20 protein-coding genes and 1 pseudogene are annotated in these 25,117 nt (G+C 72.6%); 9 read left to right on the top strand and 12 right to left on the bottom strand.

What is annotated here, in order from left to right; translation table 11 throughout:
- Positions 1-516: 516 nt before the first annotated feature.
- The gene (locus tag ACQPY0_RS49035) at positions 517-1,236 is read right to left on the bottom strand and encodes a lysophospholipid acyltransferase family protein (protein ID WP_432977428.1); all 720 of its coding nucleotides are present in this window, start codon (positions 1,234-1,236) and stop codon (positions 517-519) included.
- A gap of 178 nt (positions 1,237-1,414) precedes the next feature.
- On the opposite strand from ACQPY0_RS49035, the gene ACQPY0_RS49040 reads away from it, so the two are divergent.
- Complete coding sequence (locus ACQPY0_RS49040) at positions 1,415-2,206, top strand: DUF308 domain-containing protein (RefSeq protein ID WP_432977431.1); 792 nt, start codon at positions 1,415-1,417, stop codon at positions 2,204-2,206.
- A 32-nt stretch (positions 2,207-2,238) separates the two neighbouring features.
- Here ACQPY0_RS49040 and ACQPY0_RS49045 read toward each other — a convergent pair whose 3' ends face one another.
- From ACQPY0_RS49045 to ACQPY0_RS49070, 6 genes are read right to left on the bottom strand one after another with little or no spacing between them, the layout of a single operon-like run.
- On the bottom strand, positions 2,239-3,024 hold the full coding sequence (locus ACQPY0_RS49045) for an alpha/beta hydrolase (RefSeq protein ID WP_432977434.1): 786 nt from the start codon (positions 3,022-3,024) through the stop codon (positions 2,239-2,241).
- A gap of 11 nt (positions 3,025-3,035) precedes the next feature.
- Entirely contained in the window at positions 3,036-4,448 is a 1,413-nt protein-coding gene (locus tag ACQPY0_RS49050; RefSeq protein WP_432977437.1) for a flavin-containing monooxygenase, read from the bottom strand.
- A 43-nt stretch (positions 4,449-4,491) separates the two neighbouring features.
- Positions 4,492-5,166: an endonuclease/exonuclease/phosphatase family protein gene (locus ACQPY0_RS49055; RefSeq protein ID WP_432977440.1), complete on the bottom strand. Its 675-nt coding sequence runs from the start codon at positions 5,164-5,166 to the stop codon at positions 4,492-4,494.
- 11 nt (positions 5,167-5,177) lie between these two features.
- Positions 5,178-6,122, bottom strand: a complete 945-nt coding sequence (locus tag ACQPY0_RS49060; protein ID WP_432977443.1) for an ROK family glucokinase — start codon at positions 6,120-6,122, stop codon at positions 5,178-5,180.
- A gap of 42 nt (positions 6,123-6,164) precedes the next feature.
- Positions 6,165-6,491, bottom strand: coding sequence for a hypothetical protein (locus tag ACQPY0_RS49065; protein WP_432977446.1), 327 nt, complete (start codon positions 6,489-6,491; stop codon positions 6,165-6,167).
- A complete protein-coding gene (locus ACQPY0_RS49070) occupies positions 6,488-6,931 on the bottom strand; it encodes an SRPBCC family protein (RefSeq protein WP_432977449.1) in 444 nt (147 codons plus the stop codon). Before ACQPY0_RS49070 ends, ACQPY0_RS49065 begins: the two co-directional genes overlap by 4 nt.
- 108 nt (positions 6,932-7,039) lie before the next feature.
- Between ACQPY0_RS49070 and ACQPY0_RS49075 the strand changes: the two genes are divergently transcribed.
- The 3 genes from ACQPY0_RS49075 (at position 7,040) to ACQPY0_RS49085 (ending at position 11,234) form a co-directional block, all read left to right on the top strand.
- Positions 7,040-8,830 (top strand): AMP-dependent synthetase/ligase, encoded by a 1,791-nt coding sequence (locus ACQPY0_RS49075; RefSeq protein ID WP_432977452.1) that lies wholly within the window; start codon positions 7,040-7,042, stop codon positions 8,828-8,830.
- Between the two features lie 133 nt (positions 8,831-8,963).
- Complete coding sequence (locus ACQPY0_RS49080) at positions 8,964-10,532, top strand: sensor histidine kinase (protein ID WP_432995716.1); 1,569 nt, start codon at positions 8,964-8,966, stop codon at positions 10,530-10,532.
- Between the two features lie 33 nt (positions 10,533-10,565).
- Positions 10,566-11,234 carry a response regulator transcription factor gene (locus ACQPY0_RS49085; RefSeq protein ID WP_432977455.1) on the top strand — a complete coding sequence of 223 codons (669 nt, stop codon included), beginning with the start codon at positions 10,566-10,568 and terminating at the stop codon, positions 11,232-11,234.
- Between the two features lie 108 nt (positions 11,235-11,342).
- Here ACQPY0_RS49085 and ACQPY0_RS49090 read toward each other — a convergent pair.
- Positions 11,343-12,415, bottom strand: a pseudogene (locus tag ACQPY0_RS49090) (glycosyltransferase family 4 protein).
- 96 nt (positions 12,416-12,511) lie between these two features.
- Between ACQPY0_RS49090 and ACQPY0_RS49095 the strand changes: the two are divergent.
- Genes ACQPY0_RS49095 through ACQPY0_RS49105 form a run of 3 tightly spaced genes read left to right on the top strand, consistent with a single transcriptional unit; the run spans position 12,512 to position 15,590 of the window.
- Positions 12,512-13,069, top strand: a complete 558-nt coding sequence (locus ACQPY0_RS49095; RefSeq protein ID WP_432977458.1) for a D-alanyl-D-alanine carboxypeptidase family protein — start codon at positions 12,512-12,514, stop codon at positions 13,067-13,069.
- An 8-nt stretch (positions 13,070-13,077) separates the two neighbouring features.
- On the top strand, positions 13,078-15,057 hold the full coding sequence (locus ACQPY0_RS49100; protein WP_432977461.1) for an ATP-binding protein: 1,980 nt from the start codon (positions 13,078-13,080) through the stop codon (positions 15,055-15,057).
- A 14-nt stretch (positions 15,058-15,071) separates the two neighbouring features.
- Positions 15,072-15,590, top strand: coding sequence for a hypothetical protein (locus ACQPY0_RS49105; RefSeq protein ID WP_432977464.1), 519 nt, complete (start codon positions 15,072-15,074; stop codon positions 15,588-15,590).
- 250 nt (positions 15,591-15,840) lie between these two features.
- Here the strand turns inward: ACQPY0_RS49105 and ACQPY0_RS49110 are convergent, their stop codons facing one another.
- The 4 genes from ACQPY0_RS49110 to ACQPY0_RS49125 all read right to left on the bottom strand — a co-directional run bounded on the left by ACQPY0_RS49110 (position 15,841) and on the right by ACQPY0_RS49125 (position 20,157).
- Positions 15,841-16,785 carry a hypothetical protein gene (locus ACQPY0_RS49110; protein ID WP_432977467.1) on the bottom strand — a complete coding sequence of 315 codons (945 nt, stop codon included), beginning with the start codon at positions 16,783-16,785 and terminating at the stop codon, positions 15,841-15,843.
- 375 nt (positions 16,786-17,160) lie between these two features.
- On the bottom strand, positions 17,161-18,417 hold the full coding sequence (locus tag ACQPY0_RS49115) for a M48 family metallopeptidase (RefSeq protein ID WP_432977470.1): 1,257 nt from the start codon (positions 18,415-18,417) through the stop codon (positions 17,161-17,163).
- 9 nt (positions 18,418-18,426) lie between these two features.
- The gene (locus ACQPY0_RS49120; protein ID WP_432977473.1) at positions 18,427-18,606 is read right to left on the bottom strand and encodes a hypothetical protein; all 180 of its coding nucleotides are present in this window, start codon (positions 18,604-18,606) and stop codon (positions 18,427-18,429) included.
- A gap of 171 nt (positions 18,607-18,777) precedes the next feature.
- On the bottom strand, positions 18,778-20,157 hold the full coding sequence (locus ACQPY0_RS49125; RefSeq protein ID WP_432977476.1) for an NYN domain-containing protein: 1,380 nt from the start codon (positions 20,155-20,157) through the stop codon (positions 18,778-18,780).
- A gap of 128 nt (positions 20,158-20,285) precedes the next feature.
- On the opposite strand from ACQPY0_RS49125, the gene ACQPY0_RS49130 reads away from it, so the two are divergent.
- Positions 20,286-21,233 carry a GAF domain-containing protein gene (locus ACQPY0_RS49130; RefSeq protein ID WP_432977479.1) on the top strand — a complete coding sequence of 316 codons (948 nt, stop codon included), beginning with the start codon at positions 20,286-20,288 and terminating at the stop codon, positions 21,231-21,233.
- 35 nt (positions 21,234-21,268) lie between these two features.
- Positions 21,269-23,002 carry a DEDD exonuclease domain-containing protein gene (locus ACQPY0_RS49135; protein WP_432977481.1) on the top strand — a complete coding sequence of 578 codons (1,734 nt, stop codon included), beginning with the start codon at positions 21,269-21,271 and terminating at the stop codon, positions 23,000-23,002.
- Positions 23,003-25,117: the final 2,115 nt, after the last annotated feature.

A 25,117-nucleotide genomic window follows, 5' to 3' on the forward strand; every position in this document is an offset into this window, starting at 1 on the left:
TTCCTGAATTAGATGAGGGGTGAGCGGCAACGCGCGTACATCCGTCCCGGCCTGAACCGCCCCGCCGGCCGACCGGAAGCCGTTGCGGATTGCAGGCGGAACGCAGCCACCCATCCGGCACAGCGATCCGCGGATGGACGCAGGCATGAGGATCCAGCGGTGTTGTTCAGATGGTGTGGCACGACCGGGCCGTGTCGAGCATGGCGGCGTGCACGTTCCTTCCCGCGACGGCATCGCCGATGCGGACCAGTTGGTAGCTGCCGTCGGAGTTGCGTTCAGCCGTCCACTCCCGCAGGGCGAGGAGGTCTTCGATGGAGACCTCACCACCGTTCCGCGAACCCGCAACGAGCAGGTGTTCGGCATCTCCGCCCGCCCACCACGCCTACCCACTACGTCCGGCGCCGACCACGCACCTCACCGGGAAGGCACCCGACGCATGTCCGCCGGGGCCGCGCCGTGTTCCCCCTACGGTACCCGACCCCAAAAAATCCCACGACCCAATCCCACGCTCTGCGATCAGGCCGCGACCTTCTGCGACGACTCCGCCGCGGCCGGCGCCGGGCTTTGCGCGTTTTTCACCTTTTGCGCGTACATGTCGATGTATTCGCGACCTGAAAGCGTCATCAGTTCGTACATGATCTCGTCGGTGACCGCGCGCTCGATGAAGCGGTCCCCCGCCATTCCGGCATATCGGGAGAAGTCCAGCGGCGCGCCGAACTTGATGTGCACCCGCTTCAGGTTCGGCAGCCTCTGACCGATCGGCTGGACCTTGTCCATGTTCATCATCGCGACCGGCACCACCGGTGCGCCCGACTCCAGGGCCAGGCGGGCCACGCCCGTCTTGCCGCGGTAGAGCCGGCCGTCCGGCGAGCGGGTGCCCTCCGGGTAGATGCCGAAGATGCCGCCTTCCCGCAGGATTTTCAGGCCGACCTCCAGGGCGGCCCGGGCCGCCTTGCCGCCGGAGCGGTCGATCGGAACCTGCCCGGTGCCGGCGAAGAACAGCTTCGTGAGCCAGCCCTTGAGCCCCTTTCCGGTAAAATACTCCGCTTTAGCCGGAAAGGTCACGCGGCGCTTGACGCTCAGGGGCATGAAGATCGAGTCGGCGAAGGAAAGATGGTTGCTGGCGATGATCACCGGACCCGCGGCGGGGACGTGCTCCAACCCCTCCACCTTCGGTCGGAAGACCAGCTTCAGCCAAGGTCCGAGGACGATGTACTTGAGGAGCCAGTAGAGCACGGCCGGCCTTTCGGGATCGCGCGACAATCGGTGATGACCGTCGCAAAGAGCCTACGAACCAGTACGGCACACCACAACGCACTCCCGGAACGACGGCCGGGCATGTCAGGATTTCGGTCAGCGGTTTTTTCGCGGCGCACCCGGACGCCGCGATGGCGGCCGCGGGGAGGGGCGAGCTGTGCCAGGGGGTGGGGCGCGGCGCGGCCGGCGGGACAACGGCCTGGTGGCGCAGGAATACGCGGTGGTCGGCGACGTCGACCCGCGGGTCGGTGAGCACCTGCTGGAGATGCTGGCGGAGGGCGGGATCGCCGCCTACCTGCAGCCGGCCGCGGACCTGCATCCGCTGACCCGCACCACGACGCTGCCCGCGCGCCCGACCGACCGGCTCTTCGCCGACCGGGACCACCTCACCACGGCCCAGGACTACCTGGCCAAGCTGACCTCGGCCGTTCCGGAGCAACCGGCTTCCGTCGAGAGCACGCCGCAGTCCGACGAGGACGCGTTCGCGGCGATCGTGGCCGGCTTCCACACCACCACCGACCCGACCGCCGCGGTGCCCTGGCCGGCCGCCGAGGACCTGGACTCCTCCAGCACCGCCGCGCCCGACATGGACACCGAGCCGGCCCCGCGCACGACGCTGCGCCGGCCCTCCGACGCCGTGGACCGCTCGCTGCTGGACAGCCTCGACACGTTCGGCAACGACCTGCCCGACGACCCCGACGACGAGGAGGGATACACCCCGCCGCCCCCGCCGCCGCTGCCGCGGATCGCGCCGGCCACGATCGCCGCGATCGTGGCCCTGGCCGCCGGGCTGGTCCTGCTCTTCTGGCCCGACCTGCTGCCGCTGGGCTCGCAGACGTCGCTCTTCCTGGGCTTCGCGGGCGTCCTGGCCGGCTTCGTGACCCTCGTGCTACGGCTGCGCCCCGGCGACGAGGAGGATGACGACCCGGACAACGGGGCCCGGGTCTGACGGCGCAGGCCGCGGGCGGTGAGGCCGTCGGGTCAGCGGACCTTCTCGAGCCAGTCCGCGATCGCATCGATCGGCTCCTGCCAGCGGGCGTCGAGCATCAGGTCGTGCCCCATGCCGGGGAAGAGCAGTGGCGATCCGCCGTAGCGCCGCGCCACCCACTCCAGTGCCGAGCCGGCGACGATCCGATCGTCGGGGCTGCCCACGACCAGCACCGGCGGCGCGCCGACCGGCGGCTCGGGCTGGTGGCGGCGCAGGAGCTGGCGCTGGGCGCCGCCGGGCACCCGCTGGAGGCGCTGGGCGAGGGCCTGGCCCTGGTTCGCCGGCAGCGCCCGGCTGAACAGCTGCTCCCGGCGCAGCGTCACCCGGCCGCCGAACAGGCCCGGCACGGTGCCGGCCGGGTTGCGCCCGAGCAGGCCGAACGCGGTGCCGAGGCCGCCGAAGACGGGGGCGACGAGCACGCCCGCCCGCACCGGGTAGCGCGCCATCGCCATGGCCACGACCAGCGCGCCGGCGCCGTGGCCGACGAGGACCGCCTGGCGGGGCAGCGACGCCGCGACCTGGGTGACGTCATGGACGTAGTCGCGCAGGCGGGCCTGCGGTGCGGCGCCGGAACCGCCGTGGCCGCGCAGGCTCATGGTGTACGCCGGGAAGCCCCGATCCGCCGTGTGCTCCAGCCAGTGCTGGGCGAACGCCCACGCCCCGTGGCCGTAGCCGGGGACGAAGAGCACCGGGGTGGCCGAGCCGCCGGACTGCGGCTGGGCGTCGAGCACCTCGCGGTGCACCGGTTTGGGCGGGTCCGCCCACTCGTCGGAACGCATCACCCGGGTGGTCAACGGACCGCCTCCAGCTCGTGCAGGGTCTTCTCCAGCTCCTTGAGGTACACGAAGTGGCTCACCTCGAACCAGTGCCGCGTGGAGTCCGGGACCTTGCCCTGGGTGTAGCGGCGGTCGCCCTCGGTCCGCAGCCGCGCCCAGATCGCCTGGGCCCGCTCCGGCGCGGCGTCGAGCACCCGCAGCCACTGCGCGATGAGGACCGCCTGCCAGTGCGACAGCGTGAACAGCGCCGAGTCCGGCTGCAGCAGCCCGGCGACGGCGAGCGTCGGGTGCGTGCGGGAGAACATCTGCAGGGCCAGCCGGGGGCGCCCGGCCGAGTCGGTGGACAGCAGCTCCGGGGCGAGGAACTCGAACTTCGGCAGGTAGCCGGTGGCGAGCACGACCAGGTCGGGGTCGATGACCCGGCCGTCGGCGAGCACCACCTCGTGCCCGTCGAAGTGCTGCACGTCCGGCACCGCGACCACGTCGCCGTGCCCGAGGTAGTACGGCAGCTGGCTGTTGATCAGCGGGTGCATCTCGAGGATGCCGTGCTCGGGCTTCGGCAGCCCGAACCGGGTCAGGTCGCCCACCGTCATGTTGATCGTGCGGTGCAGCACCCACTGGCGGACCCGGGCCGGCAGCCGCATGGCCAGGATCCGGTCGTTGACCTGGTCCGCGGGGCGGCCGAGGGCGAACTTCGGCGCGTACCAGTAGCCGCGGCGGGTCGAGTGCCAGCACTTGGCCGCTTGCTGGGCCGCCTCGACGGCGATGTCGCAGCCGGAGTTGCCGGCCCCGACGACGAGGACCTTCCGGCCGCGCAGCTGGGCGGCATCCTTGTACTGGCTGGCGTGGATGACCTTCCCGCAGTACTCCGCGAGCCCTTCGTACTCGGGCAGCTTCGGCGACCAGTTGTGCCCGTTCGCGGCGACGACGGCGGCGTAGCGCATGGTGCGGGGGGCGCCGCCGCGGGAGCCTTTCACGGTCACGTCCCAGCGCGGCGGGCCGCCGCCGGTGTCCTCGGCGGGCTCGACGCGGGCGACCTCGGTGCCGAACCAGATGTGCTCGCGCAGCGCGAAGTGATCGGCGTAGCGCTCGAAGTACGCGAGCATCTGCGAGTGATGCGGGTAGTCCGGCCAGTCGTCGGGCATCGGGAAGTCCGGGAACTGCGTGAACGGCTTCGAGGAGATCAGGTGCGTGCTGGCGTAGACCGGGCTGCGGTCGTGCCGCCAGTTCCAGCCGCCGCCGACGCCGGTCTCGCGCTCGTAGCAGTCCACGCCGAAGCCGGCCTCGCGCAGGTTCTTGATCGTGGTGAGCCCGGTGCCGCCGGCACCGATGACGCAGATGGTGTCGCCGCGGTCGTACACCGGCTCGCCGTCGCGCCAGTGGGTGGCGTTCCCGGCAAGATCGTCGAACCGACCGTCAGCGCTCACCGCGGAATCCTCTCCGCGGGGCGGAGATTTGTCCAGTCGCGGTTCAGGCGTCGAGTTCGAGGTCCGCGACGATCGGGAAGTGGTCGCTGGCCGCGCGGGTCTGGGGCGTGTCGATCACGTCGTACTGCAGCACGCTGATCCGCGGATCGACGAAGATCGCGTCGAGGCGCTCGCGGGCGGCCGTGGCCGGGAAGGTCGGGCGCTCGTCGGCGCCCGCCGCGTCGGCGAGCCCGTCGGCGATCATGCGCCAGGCCGCGCCGCCGGAGTTCTCGTTGATGTCGCCGGCGAACACCAGCGGCTCGCCGACCTCGTCCATGTGCCGCTTGAGCAGCTCGGCCTGGGCCGGGCGCTCGGCCGGGTCGGTCGACAGGTGCGATCCGGCGGCGACGAACGTGGAATGGCCGACGCGGCAGCGCACGAAGGCGGCGCCGCGCATGTGCCGGCCGGGGGTCAGCGGGTAGCGCACGTTCCACTCGGTGACCGCGCGCAGCCGCAGGTTGGTCAGGATCAGGTTGCCCAGCGCCGGCAGCCCGCCGCCGCCGATGACGAGCTCGAACTCGCGGGCGATGTCCGCGCACTTCTGCCGCCAGCGGAAGCGCCGGGGCGCCTCCTGCAGGATCGCGAGGTCCGGCGCGGCCTCGCGGACGGCCGACGCGAGCGCGCGCCGGTCGTCCTTGAGCCCGTGCAGGTTGTAGGACAGCACCCTGATCTTCGTCATAAGAGCCTCTGCTATGTACGGGCCAGATCCGCCGCGCCGACCACGCCGGCGAGATTACCCATGAGCGCCGGCCGTACGTCGGCGACCGGGAGCTTGCCGCGCTGGGCCAGCTGCGCCTCGTAGCTGGCCAGGGCGGGCTTGAGCAGCAGGTCACCGGCGTCGATCACGCCGCCGCCGACCACGATCACCTGCGGGTCCAGCGTCTGCACGATGTCCGCGAAGGCCACCCCGAGCCAGTGCCCGACCTGCTCGAACGCGCCGACGGCGACCGGGTCGCCGCGCCGGGCCGCCTCGGTGACGGCCGGGCCCTTGATCGCGTCCGGGTCGCCACCCGCCAGCGCCAGCAGGCCGGCGGCGGCCTCCGGGCGGGCCTTGGCGTCGGCGCGGGCGAAGCGGACCAGGGCGTTGCCGCTGGCGTACTGCTCCAGGCAGCCCCTGCGCCCGCAGCCGCACGGGTGGCCGTCGGGGACCATCGTGGCGTGCCCGAGCTCGCCGGCGACGCCGTGCGCGCCGCGGATGAGCCGCCCGCCGAGGATGATCCCGCCGCCGATGCCGGTGCCGACGGTGTAGAGCACCATCGAGTCGTCGGCGTCGTGGGCGGCCCCGAAGCGGAACTCGGCCCAGGTCGCCACGTTGGCGTCGTTCTCCACGACGGTGGGCAGGCCGACCGCCTGCTGGATCTTGTCCCGCAGCGGCTCGTCGCGCCAGGCGAGGTTCGGAGCGAACTGCACGACGGAGCGGGTCTCGTCGACCCACCCGGCCGCACCGATGCCGACGGCCTGCGCCGGATGCGCGGCCGCCAGCTCCTTGATCACCTCGATGATCCGGTCCGCGGTCTCGCCCGGGTCCTGGGCCGGCGTGTCCCGCCGGGTCTGCACGAGTACGTCGCCGGCGGTGTCGACGACGCCGCCCAGCACCTTGGTTCCGCCGATGTCGACGCCGATGGTGAGCCCCACTGCGGCAAGCTCCTCTCGTCATGGCTTACGCCGTGTCCGGGGTCAATCCTGTTCGACGTCGCTGTCGGTGGTTGACGATTCCCGGGTGGCCGTCCGCCAGGCGGTCGACGCGTCACCCGTGGTCTTGAACTGCCCGCCGAAGGCCCGTAGGAACGACGCCACGCCCTCGGCGACGTCGCCGGCGCCGGTGGCCAGCCGCTCGGCGAGATCCGGGTCGGGGTCGCGGGCCGCGGCGATGGCCTTGCACAGCGGGCACACGCAGCACTCGGCCGAGCCGGTGGCGAACCCGTCGGTGCTGCGCGCGGCCATCGACACCGCCGCGAGCGCGGCGGCGACCAGGCGCTCGGCCTCCTCGCGCGGGTCCCTCATGCGCTCTCGACCCGCCGCTTGAGCTCCTTGAGCGCGGTGTCCATGATCATCTTCTCGGCCTTGCGCTTGAACATGCCGAGCATCCCGATCGCCAGCTCCACCGACAGCGAGTACGTCACCGTGGAGGTCCCGTCGGGATTGGCGCTGATGTCGTACGAGCCGTCCTGCTGCTTCTGCATCTTCGACGGGGCCGTGAGGCTCCACTCGATGCGGCTGAGGTCCTCTGCGTAACCGTAGCGCAGCGTATACTCATCGGACACCGGACCCGAATCCAGGACGAACCGGACCTGACTGGCGTAACCGTCCTCGTACTCCTCGACCACCTCGACGGTCTTGACCGCCGCGACCCACTCCGGATAGTGCGGGAAGTCGGCGATGACCGCGGCGACCCGCTCGGGGGGCGCGTCAATGACGATCGACTGCGTCGAAGTGTCGGCCATGCGTGGGAGGCTACCTCTGCCGCCGCGGCCGTGGAGCGTCGGCTCGCCGCCCTCACCGTCCGGCCAGCCCCCCGTGCGCCCTGGAAATCCTCCGGGTAGGTTCCCGATATGCGCGAGTTCTCGGTCCCTGCCGCGGTCGCCGTCGCCGAGACGGCCACGCTGACCGATCCCGTGTGGGACAACGCCGCCGTTGCCCCCGACGCGGTGCAGTTCCAGCGGCTCGTCGGGGGTGACTGGCAGGACGTCACCTGCGCGCAGTTCCTGGAGCAGGTGGTGGCCCTGGCCCGCGGGCTGCTCGCGGCCGGCATCGAGCCCGGCGAGCGGGTCGCCCTGATGAGCAAGACCCGCTACGAGTGGACGCTCATCGACTACGCGATCTGGACCTGCGGCGGCGTCACCGTCCCCGTCTACGAGACGTCCAGCCCCGAGCAGGTCGCCTGGATCCTCGAGGACTCCGGCGCGGTGGCGTGCTTCGTGGAGACCGACGCCCACCGCGACGCCGTGGCCCAGGTCCGCGAGCGCACGCCCGCGCTGGCCCACGTGTGGCAGATCGACGGCGCCCGCGGGGCCGTCGAGGAGCTCGTCGCCGACGGCGCCGGGACCGCCCGCGAGGACGTGGACCGGCGGCGCACCGCGACGAAGGCCGACGACCTCGCGACCATCATCTACACCAGCGGTACCACCGGCCGCCCCAAGGGCTGCATGATCACCCACCGCAACATGCTCTCCGACATCGTCAACGCCATCCCGGAGCTGCGCTCCCTGTTCAACGAGGGCGCCCGCACCCTGCTCTTCCTGCCGCTGGCCCACTCCTTCGCCCGGCTCGTGCAGATCGGCGTGGTGCAGGCCCGGGCCACCATGGGGCACACCGCCGACACGAAGAACCTGGCGGACCTGCTCAAGAGCTTCAAGCCGACGTTCGTACTGTCAGTGCCTCGCGTCTTCGAGAAGGTGTACAACACCGCCAAGCAGCGCGCGCAGGCCGACGGCAAGGGTGCGATCTTCGACCGGGCCGAGCGGGTGGCGATCGACTACAGCGCGGCCGCGTCGCCGGGGCTGCTGCTCAAGGCCCAGCACGCGCTGTTCGACCGGCTGGTCTACGCCAAGCTGCGGGCGGCGCTGGGCGGGCAGTGCACCCGGGCCATCTCCGGCGGCGCCCCGCTCGGCGAGCGGCTCGCGCACTTCTACCGGGGCATCGGGGTGACGATCTACGAGGGGTACGGCCTCACCGAGACGTCCCCGGCGACCAACGCCAACCGCGACACCGGCGTGCGGATCGGCACCGTCGGGCGCCCGCTGCCCGGCGTGACGATCCGCATCGACAACGACGGCGAGATCCTCGTCCAGGGCGACATCGTCTTCCAGGGGTACTGGAAGCACCCCGAGGCCACCGCCGAGGCGATCGACGCCGAGGGCTGGTTCCACACCGGCGACCTCGGCGAGCTCGACGACGACGGATACCTGCGCATCACCGGGCGCAAGAAGGAGATCATCGTCACCGCCGGCGGCAAGAACGTCGCCCCGGCCGTGCTCGAGGACCGCGTCCGGGCCCACGCGCTGGTCAGCCAGTGCATGGTCGTCGGCGACCGCGAGCCGTTCATCGCCGCGCTGGTCACCATCGACCCCGACGCCCTGCCGACCTGGAAGCGCGACAACGGCAAGCCCGCGGACGCCACCATGGAGTCCCTGGTCGACGACGAGCAACTGCGCGCGGAGATCCAGAAGGCCATCGACGAGGCCAACCAGGCCGTGTCGAAGGCGGAGGCGATCAAGGTCTTCCGGATCCTGCCGCGCGACTTCACCGAGGCGACCGGGGAGCTCACTCCGTCGTTGAAGGTGAAGCGGAGCGTCGTGATGAAGGAGTACGCGGGCGACATCGCCGCGATCTACGAGCGCTGAGGCTGGTTCTGGGAAGGGATCGTTGTTGACGGACGCACCCGGCTCGACGTCGCGCGCGGCGGGCCCCGACGACCGTAACGCCGCCGCCACCGCCGCCGCCACCGCCGCCGGCACCGAGGCCGGGCGGGCCGTCGTGGTCGTGCGCGCGCTCCTGCTGGCCCTGGTCGCGACCCTGCTGCTCATCGACGGCGTCCGCGCCGCCGAGCTGCTGTGGCTCGCGCTGCTGCTCGCCGCCGCGGTCATCGCGACCGCGGCGCCGCTCTCGCACGAGGTGGCCCGGCTCGGCCGCACCGCCGAGGTGCTCATCACCGCGTTCGCGGCCTCCACGCTCAACGGGGACGCGACGGCGATGCTGGTGTACCTGCCGGTGCCGATCGTCGCCGCGGCGCTGTCGGAGGGCCGGCGGATGGCCGGTGCCTACGTGGCCGCCTCGGGCGCGCTGCTGGTGATCGGCGGCGGGGTCGAGGGGCGCCTCGACGAGCGGGCGTACCTGACCGCGGGCGGCCAGTGGCTGCTCATCGCCGGCGTCGCCGCCTGGCAGGCCACGATCCTGCAGAAGATCCTGCTGGCCCGCCGCCCCGAGGACACGCCGCAGCCCTACGCCGAGGCGACCCGGCTGCTCACCCAGCTGCGCAGCGTCGCCCGGCAGCTGCCCGGCGCCACGCTGGACCCCGGCGGCCTGGCCGAGCACCTGCTCGACGAGGTCCGCGCGCTGGTGCCGTCCACCCGCGGCGCGGTGCTGTCCGGCAGCGGCGGCGGCCGGCTGGTCGTGCTGGCCCAGGCCGGCGTCGAGCGGCTGGACTGGGAGACCGCCCTGGACACCGAGAGCGCCGTCGCCGACTCGTGGGCGACCCAGCAGCCGGTCGTCTCGGGCCGCTCGCAGGCCCGCTCGGTCGGCCGCGGGCAGAGCATCTCCTCGATGGTGGTCCCGCTCATCGCCGGGGTGCGCACCGTCGGGCTCATCGTGCTGGAGAGCGACTCGACCGGGGACTACCCGCCGTCGCTGGTCACCAAGGTCCAGTCGGTGACCGGCCCGGCCGCCCTGCGGCTGGAGGCGGCGCTGCTCTTCGACGAGGTCCGGTCGCTGGCCACGACCGAGGAGCGGCAGCGGCTGGCCCGCGAGATCCACGACGGGGTGGCGCAGGAGCTGGTCATGGTGGGGTACGGCATCGACAACGCCGTGGCCGCGCTGCCCAACGCCGAGGCCGCCGAGGAGGAGCTGCGGGTCCTGCGCGCCGAGGTCACCCGGGTCATCACCGAGCTGCGCCTGTCGCTGTTCGAGCTGCGCAGCGAGGTCGACCGCTACGGCGGGCTCACCGCGGCGATCGCCGACTACGCGCGGACCGTCGGCGCCTCGGCCGGGCTGCGGGTGCACCTGTCGCTGGACGAGAGCACCGCTCGGCTGCCCGCCGCCGTCGAGGCGGAACTGCTGCGCATTGCCCAGGAAGCCATCACAAACGCGCGGAAACACGCCGGCGCGGAGAATCTTTGGGTAACGTGCGCGGTCGATCCACCGTTCGCCGAGGTAGAAATCTCCGACGATGGCAGCGGCATCGGTGAGAACCGCCCGGACGGGCGCTATGGTCTTGCGATCATGGCCGAGAGGGCGGAACGTATCCGGGGCCGGTTGGAGATCACGCCACGCGTGCCGAATGGGACCACAGTGGCGGTTGTGCTCGGAACCGCACCGCGTGCGCGGTAGCGTGAAGGCACCCAGAGGGAGAGAGCACCGGGAATGTCTACTACCGCGACGCCGACGACTCGCACCAAAGTACTGCTCGTCGACGACCACGACCTGATCCGCCGCGGGCTGCGCCACGCGTTCGAGCGCGACCGCCAGTTCGAGGTGGTGGGCGAGGCCGCCACCGCCGCGGAGGCGATCCGCCAGGCGGGCGCCCTGCAGCCCGACGTGGTGATCATGGACCTCCGTCTGCCCGACGGCAGCGGGCTGGAGGCCACCCGCGCCCTGCGCAAGACCAGCACCAGCATGGGCATCGTGGTGCTGACCATGTATGCCGGCGACGACCAGCTCTTCGGGGCGCTTGAGGCCGGCGCCTCGGCGTTCGTGCCCAAGACGGCCCCGGCCGACGAGGTCGTCGCCGCGGCACGCCACGCCGCCTCCGCCCCCAGCGCGTTCACCGCGGCCGACCTGGCCGAGGCGATGAAGCGCCGCCTGGCCCCGTCGGGCCCGCAGCTGTCCCCCCGCGAGGGCCAGGTCCTGCGCCTGCTCGCCGACGGCATGAGCGTGGCCGGCATCGCCAAGCAGCTGTTCGTCTCCGAGTCCACCGCGAAGACGCACATCTCCAAGCTCTACGAGAAGCTCGGTGCCGCGAACCGCGCCCAGGCCCTCATGACGGCCCTGCGCCTGGGCCTGCTGGAAGCCCCCGACGCCCCCAGCTTCTGATTTTTCGCCCACCCCGGAATACGCGCGGACGGCCGGCTTCGACAGGAAGCCGGCCGCGCCATTCCGCAATGACATCATCCGGCAACGGAATTTTCCTGCGCCGATCGGCTATTGCGGTGCGAGAAGCGCGTGCAACCGCGCCGCCTGCGTTTCCCACCGCCACTCGGATTCGACCCAGGCCCGCCCGGCCGCCCCCATTCGCGCGGCCAGGTCCCGGTCCCGCAGCAGCCGCACGATCCGCTCCGCGACGGCCTCGGCATTCCGCCCGGGCACCACGAACCCGGTCTCCCCCTCGATCACCGCGTCCGGCGCCCCGCCCGAGTCCCCGGCCACGACGGGCAGCCCGGTCGCCGACGCCTCGAGGTACACGATCCCGAGCCCCTCGACGTCCAGCCCCCGCCGCCGCGTCCGGCACGGCATCGCGAACACGTCTCCGGCCGCGTAGTGCGCCGGCAGCTCGGCCCACGGCACGGCGCCGGTGAACACGACGTCCCGCTCGACCCCGTGCTCCCGCGCCAGCCGCGCGAGCGTCGCCCGATACGGCCCCCCGCTCACGACGAGCAGCGCCGCGCCCGGCACCCGGGCCCGGATCCCCGGCAGCGCCCGGATGAGCACGTCCTGGCCCTTGCGCGGGACCAGCCGCGACACGCACACGATCACCGGCCGGTCGCTCAGCCCGTGCCGCCGCCGCACCCCGGAGCCGTCGACCTGCGGCGTGTACGCGCCCACGTCCACCCCGGGCGCCAGCCGCGCAAGCGTCGTCAGCCCGCCGATCGCCCGCGCCAGCCGCACCCGGGTGTACTCCCCCAGGTAGGTGACCACGTCCGCCCCGCGCGCGATGCGCCGCAGCAGCGTCCGCGCCCCCGGCAGCGCCGCCCACCCGACCTCGTGGCCGTGCGTGATCGCCACCGCGCGCCCGATCCCGGCCCGCCGCCGCACCCGTGCGCCCGCGCGATCTGCGCCGCCCGGCGCGCGACCGCGGGGGTCGGCAGCAGCATGCCGGTGCGCTCGCGCACGACCTCGAACGGCTGCTCGGCGTCGAACTTCTCCGCGCCGGCATACGTCGAGGCGTAGACGACCACCTCGTCGCGCGGCTGGCGGATCGCGAGGTTGTGCACGAACTGCTGGATGCCGCCGGGCCGGGGCGGGAAGTCGTTGGTGATCAGGAGGGACGTCGCCACCGGCAAACCTTAGCGGGCATCTGAGTGGCGGTACCTACCGTGAATGGGTACCCCGGCTCAGGCCCCGGCCCGGCCGCGCGCGGGATGTTCTTGTCCATGCGGCGACGAGATGTGGTGTACCGCCGGGTGACGCGGGCGCTGGCGGTGGCGCTCGTGCCGGTCGCGTGGTTCGCGGCACCCGGGCGGGCCCGGCACACCGCGTGCCAGTGGGCGCTGGCGGCCCGGTTCCCGGCCGAGTCGCTGGACGGGCTGACCCTCCCCGCGCGGGTGGCGTTCGAGGCGGCGCGGGCCGAGGCGCTGTGGCGCTACGGTGAGCTCATCGGGTTGACGTCGGGCTATCGCCACCCGCTGGAGCAGGCCCGGCTGTTCCGCGAGGCGGTCGCGCGCGACGGGTCGGTGGCGGCGGCGTGGCGGCGGGTGCTGCCGCCGCACGCGTCGCGTCACGTCGCCGGCACGGCGCTGGACATCCGGCCGAGCGAGGGCGCACGGTGGCTGGAGCGGCACGGCGCACGGCACGGGCTGTACCGGACGTACGACAACGAGTGGTGGCACTTCGAGTACCGGCCCGACGGCTGCCCCGTGCGCCTGCCCCACCCGGGCCCGCCCGAGCCCGGGGACGCACGGGTGTGCACGATCGCGGCGGATCGGCGATGATCCCCCGCGTGGAGACACCGGCCATCCCGCCCGTGCAGCGCACCGCGGCCCTGATCGGCGCGGTCAGCGGCGCGCTGCTGATCGTGTCCGCAACCGCGGACCACAGCGTCTACGCGAACACGCAGTCGCTGCTCGGACTACCGCTGCGGGCGACGCTGCACGACTCGACGACCGTCGCGTACGCGGCGGCGCCGATCGTCGCGGCCGTGGCCGGGCTGCTCCTGCTGCGCCGGTGGCCGCTGCTGCTGGTGGCCGCGGCGCTGGTGACCCTGCCGACCGTGCTGCCGGCGGAGTGGGAGGTACGGCTGCCCGCGGGGTACACCGTGCTGACCCACGGCACCCAGGTCCTCGTGGTCGTCGCTTTGCTCGGGGCCGCGCAGGCGATGCTCCGCCGGGGCGAGACCGGACGGGGGACGCTCGTGGCGGGGCTGGTCGTCGCCGCCCCGCTGCTCGGCACGGCGCTCATCAGTGCCTGGGCGCTGCTGGACTGGACCGCCCTGCTGCTCTGGCACCGGGCGCTGGTGCTGATCGCGCTCGCGGGCGTGGTGCCGGCGGCGTGGCTGCTGAAGGGCCACGACCCGGCCGCCCGGCCGGACGACGAACCCGGCCGCCGCTGGCCCTGGCTCCGGCTGGTCCTGGCGGCCGGCGGCGCGCTCGCCCTCGTCTTCCCGCTCGGCCTGCTCACCACCGAACGCCTCGCCGCGCTGCTGGGGGTTTCGCAGAGCGCGATGTACCGCCACGGGTACGCCGAGGAGGCGGTCATCGGCGTGATCACGCTCGTCGTCGTGGCCGGCCTCGCCGCGATGGCCGGCCCCTGGCCGCTCGGCGGCGCCCTGACCGCCGCGACCGTCCAGGTCGGCCTGCTCGCCCCGATGACGCTGGCGATGGGCGCGCTGCAGTTCACCTCGATGCCCGTCGTCGCCGTGGCCGCGGGCCTCGCCGCCGGCGCCGCGCTGGCCTGGGGCCGACACCGCTTCCCGCTGACCGCGGCGGTCACCGTGGCCGCCGCGACCGCCCTGTTCATCGCGTACGCCGCGACCACGGGCCACCCGGAGAAGCTCGCCAGCCAGCGCAGCGTCATCCCCGGCATCCTCATCGCGGTCCTCGTCACCGCGGCCGTCACCGCCGCCGTCGGCTGCATCGCCACGACCCTCGCGCCCACCGCCGCCCTCCCCGCGACCCTGGGACCCCTGGCCGGGGTGATGGCCCTGGCCGGCCAGCACGCGGTCGCCTCGACGTACCTGCCCAACTCCTTGACCTCCAACTCCGTCAACCACCTCACCACCTCCGCCGTGCTGCTGCTCGTGGCCGCGGCCGGCGTCGGCGGTCTCGGCTTCGCCCAGCAGTGGGCGACCCGCCGCGCCGACCGCCTGCGCGCCGAGCAGATCCGCCGCGAGGCCGCCGAGGCCGAGCGCAACCGCCTGGCCCGCCCCATCCACGACGGCGTCCTGCAGGTCCTGGCCCTGATGCAGCGCCACGGCACGGAGCTCGGCGGCGCCGGGCCACGACTGGCCACCCTGGCCGGCGAGCAGGAGGTGGCCCTGCGCAGCCTCCTGAGCGGCAACCCGGCCGCCCCACCGACCGGCGCCGGCCCCGACCGCCTGGACCTGCGTTCGGCGCTCACCGCCCTGGCCTCGGCCACCGTCGAGGTCGCCGGCCCCGCCGACCCGGTCCTCCTGCCGGGCCCGGCCGCGGCGGAGCTGACCGCGGCGGTGCAGGCGGCCCTGGACAACGTCCGCCACCACGCGGGCCCGACGGCCCGCGCCTGGGTCCTGCTGGAGGACGAAGGCGACGCCGTACGCGTCACCGTCCGCGACGACGGCGTCGGCTTCGCCCCCGAGCGCCTGGCCGAGGCGGCCGACGCGGGCCGACTGGGCGTCGCCCAGTCGATGCGCGGCCGCATCACGGACCTGGGCGGCACGACGGAGATCCACAGCCGCCCGGGCCGCGGCACCGAGGTCGAGTTCCACGTCCCCCGCCGCCCCTGACCCACCGGCAGCACGTGGGCGATCGACGCCCGGTTCGCGAGCGACGGCTCGTACCTGTCGCACATCTTCGCCGCACGCGACAGACGCCACACCGACCCGATCGCCGTGCGGGTGGTCTGCCCGGGCAGGCCACCGTCTACCGGCTGATCACCACCATCCTGGGCCCGGCCGCCGCCCCAGCGCTGGACCTGGCCGCGCTCTACACCCGGCGGTGGGAGATCGAAACGTCCCTCGACGAGCTGAAAACCCATCAAGGCCAACCAGGCATGGTCCTGCGATCACAAACCCCGGCCGAGGCCGAACAGGAAATCTACGGCTTCCTCCTCGTGCACTACGCCATCCGCAGCTTGACACACCACGCCGATATCGACCCCGAACAGGTGTCCTTCACCCGCACCCTGCGACTCGTCCGCCGCCAGGTCACCACCCAGGCGGTGTCTTCCCCCTCCCAGCTGACCCGGGCACTACGCCGGGCCACCCGTGAAATCCTGCGCCACCTCACCACGCGCCGCCCCGGTATTGGGCCTGGATGACGTCGGCGGGCGCGGGTGTCAACGGCGCCCGAATTTTCAGGCGTCGTCGAGTACGCCGTGAGACGCTGTTGATTCGAGTGGAGATGAGAGACCTTCACCGCCTGCCCTGTCGCAGCAGGGAGGTGGGGTTGCGGGCAGGCCGCCCCAGGTGACGCGGGGAGGGCGGCAAGCCGCCCTGACAAAAAGTCCGCTGTGAAGGACTGGTTCCCGCGAAGCGGCGATTATTCTCCGCAACGTCTATCCGACCGCTTTAATTCTCAAGTTGCAGGACGCGAATTTGATCGTCCTTTGTGCCGCCTAACAAAACGGCCGCCAGGCGCTTGTTGTCAGGAGAAAGCGATACCGCGCCGTAATCACCGTCGGCGATCATACGAATACTGCGACGTGCCACGTCAACCCGCCACAACGCCCAGTCGCCGTCACGTTTCGCCGCGACCACCAATGTTTGCCCGTCCCCGGACAACATCGCTCCACGGATGTCGACAAAGCCGTCGAGCACAGCATGACCGACACCGTCCGCCTCGGCGCGATACAAGGTCCAGTCGGCTAGGCGTCGGGCCTCCCCCTCCAAGCCAACGGACGGCAACGAGATAAATACATCCACACCCTGCCCATGCGGCAGCGGCCACGCAACATCTGGTATGTCCGGCGTACACTGCATCTTTGATACGGGGCGATCAACACGAATAGGACCGGTGGCGGTTGCCATCGAAAGTGGTATAGCCTCATCTTGACCCAGCCTGCCAAGTGTGCTGCACCGGTTGTAATAACTGGTGTACCCCTGCCCGGTAACCGGATTCCATACGGCAGTTTGCCATCCCTCCAGTTCGCCTCCCCATGGGCGACTCTGCCCGTTGTACTCAATCAGCTGAGTTGCTCCGCCCAGGCATTGCACGGAAACCGCCATTGCGCCGTTGGACAACGCACGCAAGCCGTAGTCCTCGGGCGTACATGTGGAGGTAATCCCCTGCACCGTTCTGTCCTGGCGTGTTGGTTGTACATCCGGCTGAACGCTACGTATTTCGTTTGGCTCGCCGTCCAACCGCGCTACATAGTAAATCCGCCCGTCAGACAACCATGCTATACCGCCGATCGTTACGCTCTTCAGAGGGAAGACGCCGCACGAGGAAGCGACGATCAGGGACGCCGCGAAGACGAGTGACAGCCCCCGGCGACGGAAGTACGACAGGCCCATGGAACCTTTCCTCACGAGTACTCCAGCCACACTTCCGCCTTTGACGTCTTTCCTGGTCAATAACGGTTTAGGTGCTTGACTTGAGCGGCGTAGACCTCGCCTGGTTGGATGTCGGCGTTCGATGATCTCATGGCCGTCCTGGCACCCCGGTTCGGTCGGGTGGAACCCTGTCGGCAGGCCCGCAACTACCTGCTCGCACTGTTGTCGCCGCTGGCGGACAAGAACGGTTGGACCCGAGCCGGGCGCCATCCCCGGGATCCCGGCGTCGAAGTCGCCCCGGGTCGCGGCTGATGAACCGGCCCCGTGGCGGGTTCGTACTCGCAGGCGCCGAGGTGGGTCAGGCCAGGGGCAGGGACGAGGGGCCAGCGGTCAGGGTCAGGGGTGGGTGCGGGACCAGGCTCGGGCGGCGGCCATGCGTTCCACCGCTGCGGGGTGGGTGCCGAAGAGGAACTGCTCCACCGGGTTGGGGTCGGGGTCGCCGAGGTTGACCAGCGACAGGCGGCCCTGCATGGCCTCGAACTCCCGCGGGTCGCGGGTCAGCTCCAGGGCGTGCTTGTCGGCCCGGGCCTCGACGCGCCTGGAGATCAGGGACTGGGCCGGCCCGGCGAACAGGCCGGCCACCGTCGCCAGGGCCAGGACCAGGGCGATGGCTCTGGGTTCGGCTATCGAGTCGACCCGGGCCCAGCGCAGCAGGGTCGACCAGGAGCCGACCAGATACAGCGCGCAGACCGCGGCCGCGGCGCCCAACGCGGCCAGCAACGTGCCCGTCAGCACGTCGCCGTCCTTCGCGTGGCCCAGTTCGTGGGCCACGACCGACTCGACCTCGGCCGGCGGCGCCTTCTCCAGCAGCGTGTCGTAGACGACGATGCGGCGGGTCGGGCCCAGGCCCGAGACGTAGGCGTTGACCGCTCTGGTGCGGCGGGACGCGTCGGCGATCAGCACGTCGCGGACCGGGACGCCGTCGCGCGCCGCCATGGCCATCAGGCGGGTGCGCTGCTCGCCGTCGGGCATGGGGGTGAACTTGTTGAAGATCGGCTCGACCAGGACCGGGAAGACGAACATGAGCAGGACCGTGAACGCCGCGGCGCCGATCGCGGCCCAGGCCCACCACCAGCGCGGGGCGAAGTGGGTGACGGTGAAGAAGCCGAGCAGGACGATCGCGCCGATGACGGCGCCGACCGCGTAACTCTTCAGCAGGTCCACCGTCCAGCCGCCCCAGTCCTGGGTGGACAGGCCGTAGTGGCGCAGGATCGACTGCCGCCACGCTGCCAGCGGCAGGGCGACCACCTCGCCGACCAGGGTCACCAGCAGGCCGCCGAGCAGTGCCTGGGCCAGCCAGTGGCCGCCGAACGGGCGGCCGGCCAGCTGAACCAGCCAGGAGCCGGCCGGGGTCAGGCCGAGCAGGAGGGCCACCACCAGGCCCAGCGCCAGGGACAGGTAGATGCCCGGCCGCAGGGCCGCGTGGAAGGCGCGGCCCTGGGCCACGGCGTCGCGCGGGAGCGTGTCGAGCGCGGCGAGCTGGTCGGCGCGCGGGGCCGGCGGCGCTGTCCACGGCACCCGTAGCAGCGCGACGGCGGCGGCCGCGATGACCAGCGCGACGAGCGTGAGCGTGGCCCAGAGGCGGGGCGTCATCGCGTCAGCCTATGCGGCGCGGCCGCGGCGGCGCCGGGGTGAGGGGACGGGGGTCACGGGAGTGGACTCGAGGTGGGTGGGCGCCAGGACGGTGACCTCGAACCCGGCCAGCTCGAACACCTCGATGGCGCGGACCTCCTCGGCGCCGAGCTGATGGATCGCGGGCGGAGTGTCGAGCAGCAGGGTCACCACGCAACTCCTGCAGGCGTTGCCCCGCACCGAGCAGCTTTCGCAGTCGACGAGCATCGCTCCTCCAATGCCGTTGCGCTGGGGCCGGGACCGGCCCAGCTGTGGCGTATCGGTGAACCCGATGCCACGAACGGTAGCGGTGGGGTACGACAAAAAATGGATCTGCCCAGGTCAGGAGCGTGACAGGCGACGCAGCAGGGTGTCTGAGGACAGCGGGTAGGCGCCGTGGCGCCGCACTCCGTCGATGACCTCCTTGTCGGAGGAGATCACGACGATCGGGCGCCCGGCCGGTTCGGCCCGCACCAGACGGCGGATCAGCTCGTCGGCGGTCTCGCCCTTGTGGGAGAACAGCACCCGGACCCCGCGGGGCGCCGGTGGCAGGCCGTGGACCCGCTCGGCGCCGTCGAAGACGACGGTGACCTCGGCGCGGGTCTGCGCCACGAGGCCGCCGACGCCGGCGACGAGGCGGTTGCGCTGCTGCTCGAGGGAGATCTCCGCGTAGCCCTTCTTGGTGACGTTGTACCCGTCGACGATCATGTGCGCCTTGGGCAGGCTGAGCAGCTGGTCCAGGCGGGCCGGGTCGTCGGCGTCCAGCGCGCGGGCGGAGGCGGCGCCGGGGGCGTTGTCGGGCCGGTCGGCCGAGGCGTCGGCGACGAAGTCGGCGGGCAGCTTGTCGGTCGGGTCGAGGGCCAGCTCGCGGCGCAGGCCGACCGCGGCCTGGCCGATGGTCTCCAGCAGCAGCCACAGCCGCGCGTCGTCGACGGCGCGGGCGTCCTTGGCGCTCTGCCGCTGCGCGCCCGCGGCGGTCTCGGCCTCGGCGAGCCTGGCGCGCAGGCGGCGCAGCTCGGCGTCGTGGTCGGCGGTGGCGCGCACGGCGCGGCCCTTCTCGGCGGCGAGCATGTCGGTGGCCTTGCGCTCCTTGGCCTGCGACTCGCGCAGCGCCTTGCCCAGCGACCGGACCTCCTCGCGCAGCCCGGCCGCCTCATCGCGGAGCCGGGCCAGCTCGTCGCGCAGCTTGTCGGCCTCGACCCGGGCCACGGCGCGGTCGTGCTCGGCGCGCGCCAGGCGCTGCTCGACGTCGCGGACCCGCTCGGAGGCGATGGCGCCCTCGGCCTCGGCGCGCACGGTCTCGGTGGCATCGGCGACGAGCTGGCGCCAGCCGTCGGGCCTCGCGAGGTACGCCAGCGCGGCCACCTCGACCGGGTCGGCGGCGGCCGGTGCGACCCCCTCGAGCACGGCGGCGCCCAGGTCCCCCGCCTCGTTGACGACGCGGGTGGCGAGGCGCTGGCGCAGCAGCGGGTCGCCGGACAGCTGCATGGCGATCACGGGACCGCCGAGGCGGGCACGGCGGTTGGGCGCGAACTTCGCCACCCGCCGCAGCGGCATGGGCAGTTCCTCCAGCGGCAGCCCGGTCATGGCGCCCGCGGCGAGGGAGACCACGCGCTGGCGGACGGCCTCGGGCAGCACCGGCTCGAGGCCGTCATCGGGTGTTGGCGCAGCGTTCACCGCGGCCTCGGTGTCGAGGTCGTCGGGAGCGTCGTGCGCAGACATCACTCCAGTGTCGCATTGTCGACCACATTCGCCCGGGATGGAGTCCAGGACGGCAGCCGGACCCCGGATGACTAAAAGCTGACATATCCTTATTTCACCCGAATAGGTGTACGGCACGGGAGGCGGATATGGCGGTACCGGTACCCAGCAACGAGGCGGACCGGGTCTCCGCCCTGCACGCGTTGGCTGTCCTGGACACGCCGCCGGAGACCGATTTCGACGACATAGTCCGGATCGCCAGCGAGGTGTGCGGCGCCCCGATCTCGCTCGTAACGCTCGTCGACACCGAACGGCAGTGGTTCAAGGCCAAGATCGGCGACATCGACGTCGACGAGACGCCGCGCGAGGTGGCGTTCTGCGCCCACGCGATCATGGGCCGCGACCTCATGGTGGTCCCCGACGCGACCGCCGACGTCCGGTTCGCGGACAACCCGTTCGTCGCCAGCGCCGACGGCATCCGCTTCTACGCGGGCGCTCCCCTGCTCACGGCCGGCGGCGCGGCGCTGGGCACGCTGTGCGTCGTCGACCACAGCCCGCACCGGCTCGACCTCGACCAGATGAAGGCGCTGCGGGCCCTGGCCAAGCAGGTCACGGAGCTGCTGGAGCTGCGGCGGCTGGTGCTCGACGAGGGGCTGCGGGCCCGGCCCGAGCCACGCTCGGTCGATCTGGCGTACCTCACCGAGGCCCGCATCCGCGAGCTGCGCGACATCGCCGACGCCCGCAATATCGCCATCACGCTGGGCCTGACCGATGCGGCCCCGGTCCACGCCGACCCGGCCAGGCTCTCCCGGGCCCTGGACTACGTGATCTTCGGGGCGCTCAAGCTGGCCCCGGCCGGCGGGCGGATCGCGGTGCGCGTGGTGGGCTCGCCCGTGCCCACGATCGAGGTCGGCCACGCGGGCGGCAGCATCCGGCCCGAGTGGCAGGCCGACCTGGCGGGGTCGCGTCCGGCCGACGAGCCGGTGCCGCGCGCCGTCGCCGAAGTCCTGCGCGCCCACGGCGTGACCGTCGTGGACACCTCGGCGATCGTCGGCTCTCCCGACGTACGGCTTGAGCTGCGCTTTCCTGCTCACTGAGCTTTTTTGTCACACCCTGGTCGTAGTGTGCCCCCGTGCCTGACTACCACCAGGAAACGCTCGACGCCCTGTTCGACGATCCGAGAGCCGCCAGCCTGTTCTCGACCACGTTCGTCGTGCTCGACCTGGAGACGACCGGCGGCTCACCGGACGGCGGCGGCATCACCGAGATCGGAGCGGTGAAGGTCCGCGGCGGCGAGATCCTGGGCGAGTTCGGCACGCTGGTCAACCCCGAGGAGCGGGTGCCGGCGTTCATCACGGTGCTCACCGGCATCACCGAGATGATGCTGCTGGAAGCGCCGAAGCTGGAGACGGTGCTGCCGAGCTTCCTGGAGTTCGCGCAGGGAGCGGTGTGGGTGGCGCACAACGCGCCCTACGACACCGGGTTTCTCAAGGCGGCCTGCGCCCGGCACGGCTATGCCTGGCCCAAGCCGATCGTGCTCGACACCGCCGCGATCGCCCGGCGCGCGATGATCGCCGACGAGGTGCCCAACCACAAGCTGTCGACCCTGGCCCGGCACTTCCGGTCCGCGACCCAGCCGGTGCACCGGGCGCTGGAGGACGCCCGGGCCACCGTCGACGTGCTGCACGGCCTCTTCGCCCGGCTCGGCAGCCTCAAGGTGCACACCGTCGGCGACGTGATCGAGTTCGTCAAGGCGGTCAGCCCGGCCCAGCGGCGCAAGCGCCACCTGGCCGAGGGTCTGCCCGACGCCCCTGGCGTCTACGTCTTCCGGGGACACAAGGACCGCCCGCTGTACATCGGGACGAGCTCCTCCATCGCGACCCGCGTGCGCAGCTACTTCACGGCGGCGGAGAAGCGGGCGCGGATCGACGAGATGCTCAACGCGGCCGAGCGCGTCGAGGCGATCCCGTGCGCGCACTCGCTGGAGGCCGAGGTGCGCGAGCTGCGGCTGATCGCGGCGCACAAACCGCCGTACAACCGCCGCTCGAAGTTCCCCGAGCGCGTGGTGTGGCTCAAGCTCACCGCGGAGGCCTATCCGCGGCTGTCGATCGTGCGCGAGGTGCAGGCCGACGGGGCGGCCTACCTCGGGCCGTTCGGCTCGCGGCGCTACGCCGACCTCGCCGCGGCCGGGCTGTATGACGCGCTGCCGATCCGCCAGTGCACCCACAAGCTGTCGCTGCGGACCACCACGCCGGCGTGCGCGCTCGCCGAGCTCGGCCGCTGCCCGGCGCCGTGCGAGCACCGGATCTCGGCGGAGGACTACGAGACGGCGGCCGCGGCGCCGTTCCGCACCGCGACGACCGGGGACCCCGGCCCGATCGTGCGGGGGCTCATGGCGCGCATCGAGGCCCTCGCGGCCGTGGAGCGGTTCGAGGACGCCGCGACGGTGCGGGGGCGGCTCATCGCGTTCCTGCGCACCGCCGTCCGGCAGCAGCGGCTGGCCGGCCTGACCGCGTTGCCCGAGGTGGTGGCGGCCCGCCCGGCGGCCGCCGGGGGCTGGGAAATCGCGGTGGTGCGACACGGGCGACTCGCGGCGGCGGGAGTTTCACCCCCGAGGGTGCATCCACAGCCGACGCTGGATGTGGTGTTGGCCACAGCGGAAACCGTCCGGCCCGGGCCGGGGCCGACGCCGCGCGCCTCGCCGGAGGAGACCGAGCGCATTCTCGCGTGGCTCGAGCGACCCGAGACCCGGCTGGTCAAGACCGATATAGGCTGGTCATCACCGGTGGACGGGGCCGCACGGTGGCGCCCCTTCCTGGTTCGAGCCGAGGCCGCGGCCACGGTCCAGACGGACTTGGACGCGTAGGGCCATCGGACGAACGCACATACTCAAATGACCGATCGGATGCCCGGAGGGAAACTAGGCTGGAACCTACCCAAACCCCGGCCCGCCCGGCCCGTCGGTGAGGAGGTGCCGCATGAAGCCCGGTCCGCAGTCCGGCGCGCCCTTCGGCGCGGGCTCCTCCCCGGCACCGAGCGCATCTGCCGCGGCTATGGAGACCCACGATCCGGGTGCTTCAAACATTTCGGGTGCACCCCGCGACGCGAGCCCAGGCTCAGGACCCGATCCCGGTCCTGGTGCGGGCCCGAACGCGACGCACAGCGAGTACATGTTGGACCCAGCGGCGTCGGACGGCAACCCCACGGAGTTGCCGAATTTTCGCCCCATCGTGTCCGGTGCGGTCGTAGTGCCCGTGACCAGCCAAGACGCCCATCGGCTGGTCGACGAGACAGTGGCGGCTCTCGACCCCGGCGTGGCGGGCGGCCCCCGGACGATCCGGGTGGAGAACCTCGGCTCCGCGGGCTTCCCCACGGCGACCACACGGCCGAGCCCCTTCCGGACGGCCGGCGACTCCGCCACGGACGCACTGATGGGCCGGTTCCCGACGATGGCGGCGGGCGGCGGGAGCGAGCACGGCGGCAAAACGGCTGGACTTCCGGCCACCGGATCGGGCGGCGGAAACGGCCGCGGGGTAGCCGGCGGTGGTGGCAATGGTCGGGGCGAGGCGGACGGCGACGGCACGAGCTTGGCGGATGGTGGCGGTTCAGCCCGCGTCGGTGACCGGGGCCCGGGCGACGGCGATCGTTCCGCGCGCGGTGACGGACTTGCCGCCGGTGACGAGACTCCGGTCGGTGGCGGCGTGGTGACCGACGGTGGCGGGTTGGGCGGCGAATCAGCTGGCGGTGGCGCGGTGGCCGGTGGCGGCGGGCTGAGCAGTAGCGGATCGGTGACCAGTGGCGACGGATTGAGCGGCGGCGGATTAGCTGGCGGTGCGGTAGCCGGCGGCGGCGCGTTGGGCGGCGAATCAGCTGACGGTGGCGCGGTAACCGGCGGCGGGCTGAACGATAGCGGCGGACCAGCTGACGGTGGCGGCGGGCTGAGCGGTCGCGGCGGGCCGGCTGACGGTGGCGGGATGGCCGCCGGTCGCGGCGGGTCTGCCGGTAGTGGTGCTGAGACCAATGGTGGCGGGTCGGGCGGTGGTGGTCGAGGCTTGGGGGACGGTAGTGGCTTCGCCGCGGGGCCCCCTGGCGGTGGCGGCCTCAGCGCGGGCGGGACCGGCGGGGCAGGAGTGGCCGGGTTCGAGTCCGCTGGGGCGGCTGGGGGTTCCTTGGCGTCGGGCGGTGGTGAGCGGCTCCAGGTCGGAGAGATGTTTCTCGGGCCCAAGGGGTTGCCCACCGCGGCGATCAAAGTCCCCGAGGTGCCCTCGCGACGGCGGCCCGCGCCGCCGGGCCCCATGGAACACGGGCCGGGCCGGGACCACACGAACCGGGAGCACACAGGCCGGGATCACACGAGCAGAGAGCGGGTGCCCGCGGAACGGGTGTCATCGGATCGGGCTGGGCAGCCCGATCACGGGGCGGCCGACCGCGGGCATCAGCATGACCGGGCGCTGAACGACCGGCCCGTGCACGGCGAGCGGAGCACGGCCGAGCGGATGCCGAACGATCGGGCCACCGGCGCGGGCGAGCGGGGGCCGGGCTCGGCGGACCGGGCGGCCAACGAGCACATGACCCGGGGCGAGCGGGGCACGAACGAGCACGAGGCGCGCGGGGACCGGAGCGGCACCGACTGGCCGGCCAACGACCGGGCGATCGAGAACCGGCCGCGGCGCGACGGCGAGGCGGCCAGCGCGAAGACGGACGAGGCGGCGGCGGGGCCGGACCCGGCCGCGCACGCGGCGAAGCTCCCGGCGGCGGGGCCGAACGAGGCCACGAACGCGGCCAAGCCCCCGGCGGCGGGGCCGGACGAGGCTACGAACGCGGCGAAGCCTCCGGCGGCGAGGTCGGACGAGGCCACGAACGCGGCGAAGCCCCTGGCCGGGGCGGCGACCGCGGGGAAGAACTGGGACGGGCGCAAACCCCAGGACGACGGGAAGCCGCGCAACACCCATCAGCAGGGGCACGGCGGGCGGGCTCGGGA

It is taken from the genome of Dactylosporangium sp. CA-233914, assembly GCF_050942935.1.
In the GTDB taxonomy this organism is placed as follows: Bacteria; Actinomycetota; Actinomycetes; order Mycobacteriales; family Micromonosporaceae; genus Dactylosporangium.

Coding starts and splice junctions, on each gene's coding strand:
- ACQPY0_RS49045 (WP_432977434.1), bottom strand. CDS start 3,024: ATGCGTTCCGACGAGTGGGCGGACCCGCCCAAACCGGTGCACCGCGAG.
- ACQPY0_RS49055 (WP_432977440.1), bottom strand. CDS start 5,166: ATGACGAAGATCAGGGTGCTGTCCTACAACCTGCACGGGCTCAAGGAC.
- ACQPY0_RS49065 (WP_432977446.1), bottom strand. CDS start 6,491: ATGAGGGACCCGCGCGAGGAGGCCGAGCGCCTGGTCGCCGCCGCGCTC.
- ACQPY0_RS49070 (WP_432977449.1), bottom strand. CDS start 6,931: ATGGCCGACACTTCGACGCAGTCGATCGTCATTGACGCGCCCCCCGAG.
- ACQPY0_RS49075 (WP_432977452.1), top strand. CDS start 7,040: ATGCGCGAGTTCTCGGTCCCTGCCGCGGTCGCCGTCGCCGAGACGGCC.
- ACQPY0_RS49085 (WP_432977455.1), top strand. CDS start 10,566: ATGTCTACTACCGCGACGCCGACGACTCGCACCAAAGTACTGCTCGTC.
- ACQPY0_RS49095 (WP_432977458.1), top strand. CDS start 12,512: ATGCGGCGACGAGATGTGGTGTACCGCCGGGTGACGCGGGCGCTGGCG.
- ACQPY0_RS49110 (WP_432977467.1), bottom strand. CDS start 16,785: ATGGGCCTGTCGTACTTCCGTCGCCGGGGGCTGTCACTCGTCTTCGCG.
- ACQPY0_RS49115 (WP_432977470.1), bottom strand. CDS start 18,417: ATGACGCCCCGCCTCTGGGCCACGCTCACGCTCGTCGCGCTGGTCATC.
- ACQPY0_RS49125 (WP_432977476.1), bottom strand. CDS start 20,157: ATGTCTGCGCACGACGCTCCCGACGACCTCGACACCGAGGCCGCGGTG.
- ACQPY0_RS49130 (WP_432977479.1), top strand. CDS start 20,286: ATGGCGGTACCGGTACCCAGCAACGAGGCGGACCGGGTCTCCGCCCTG.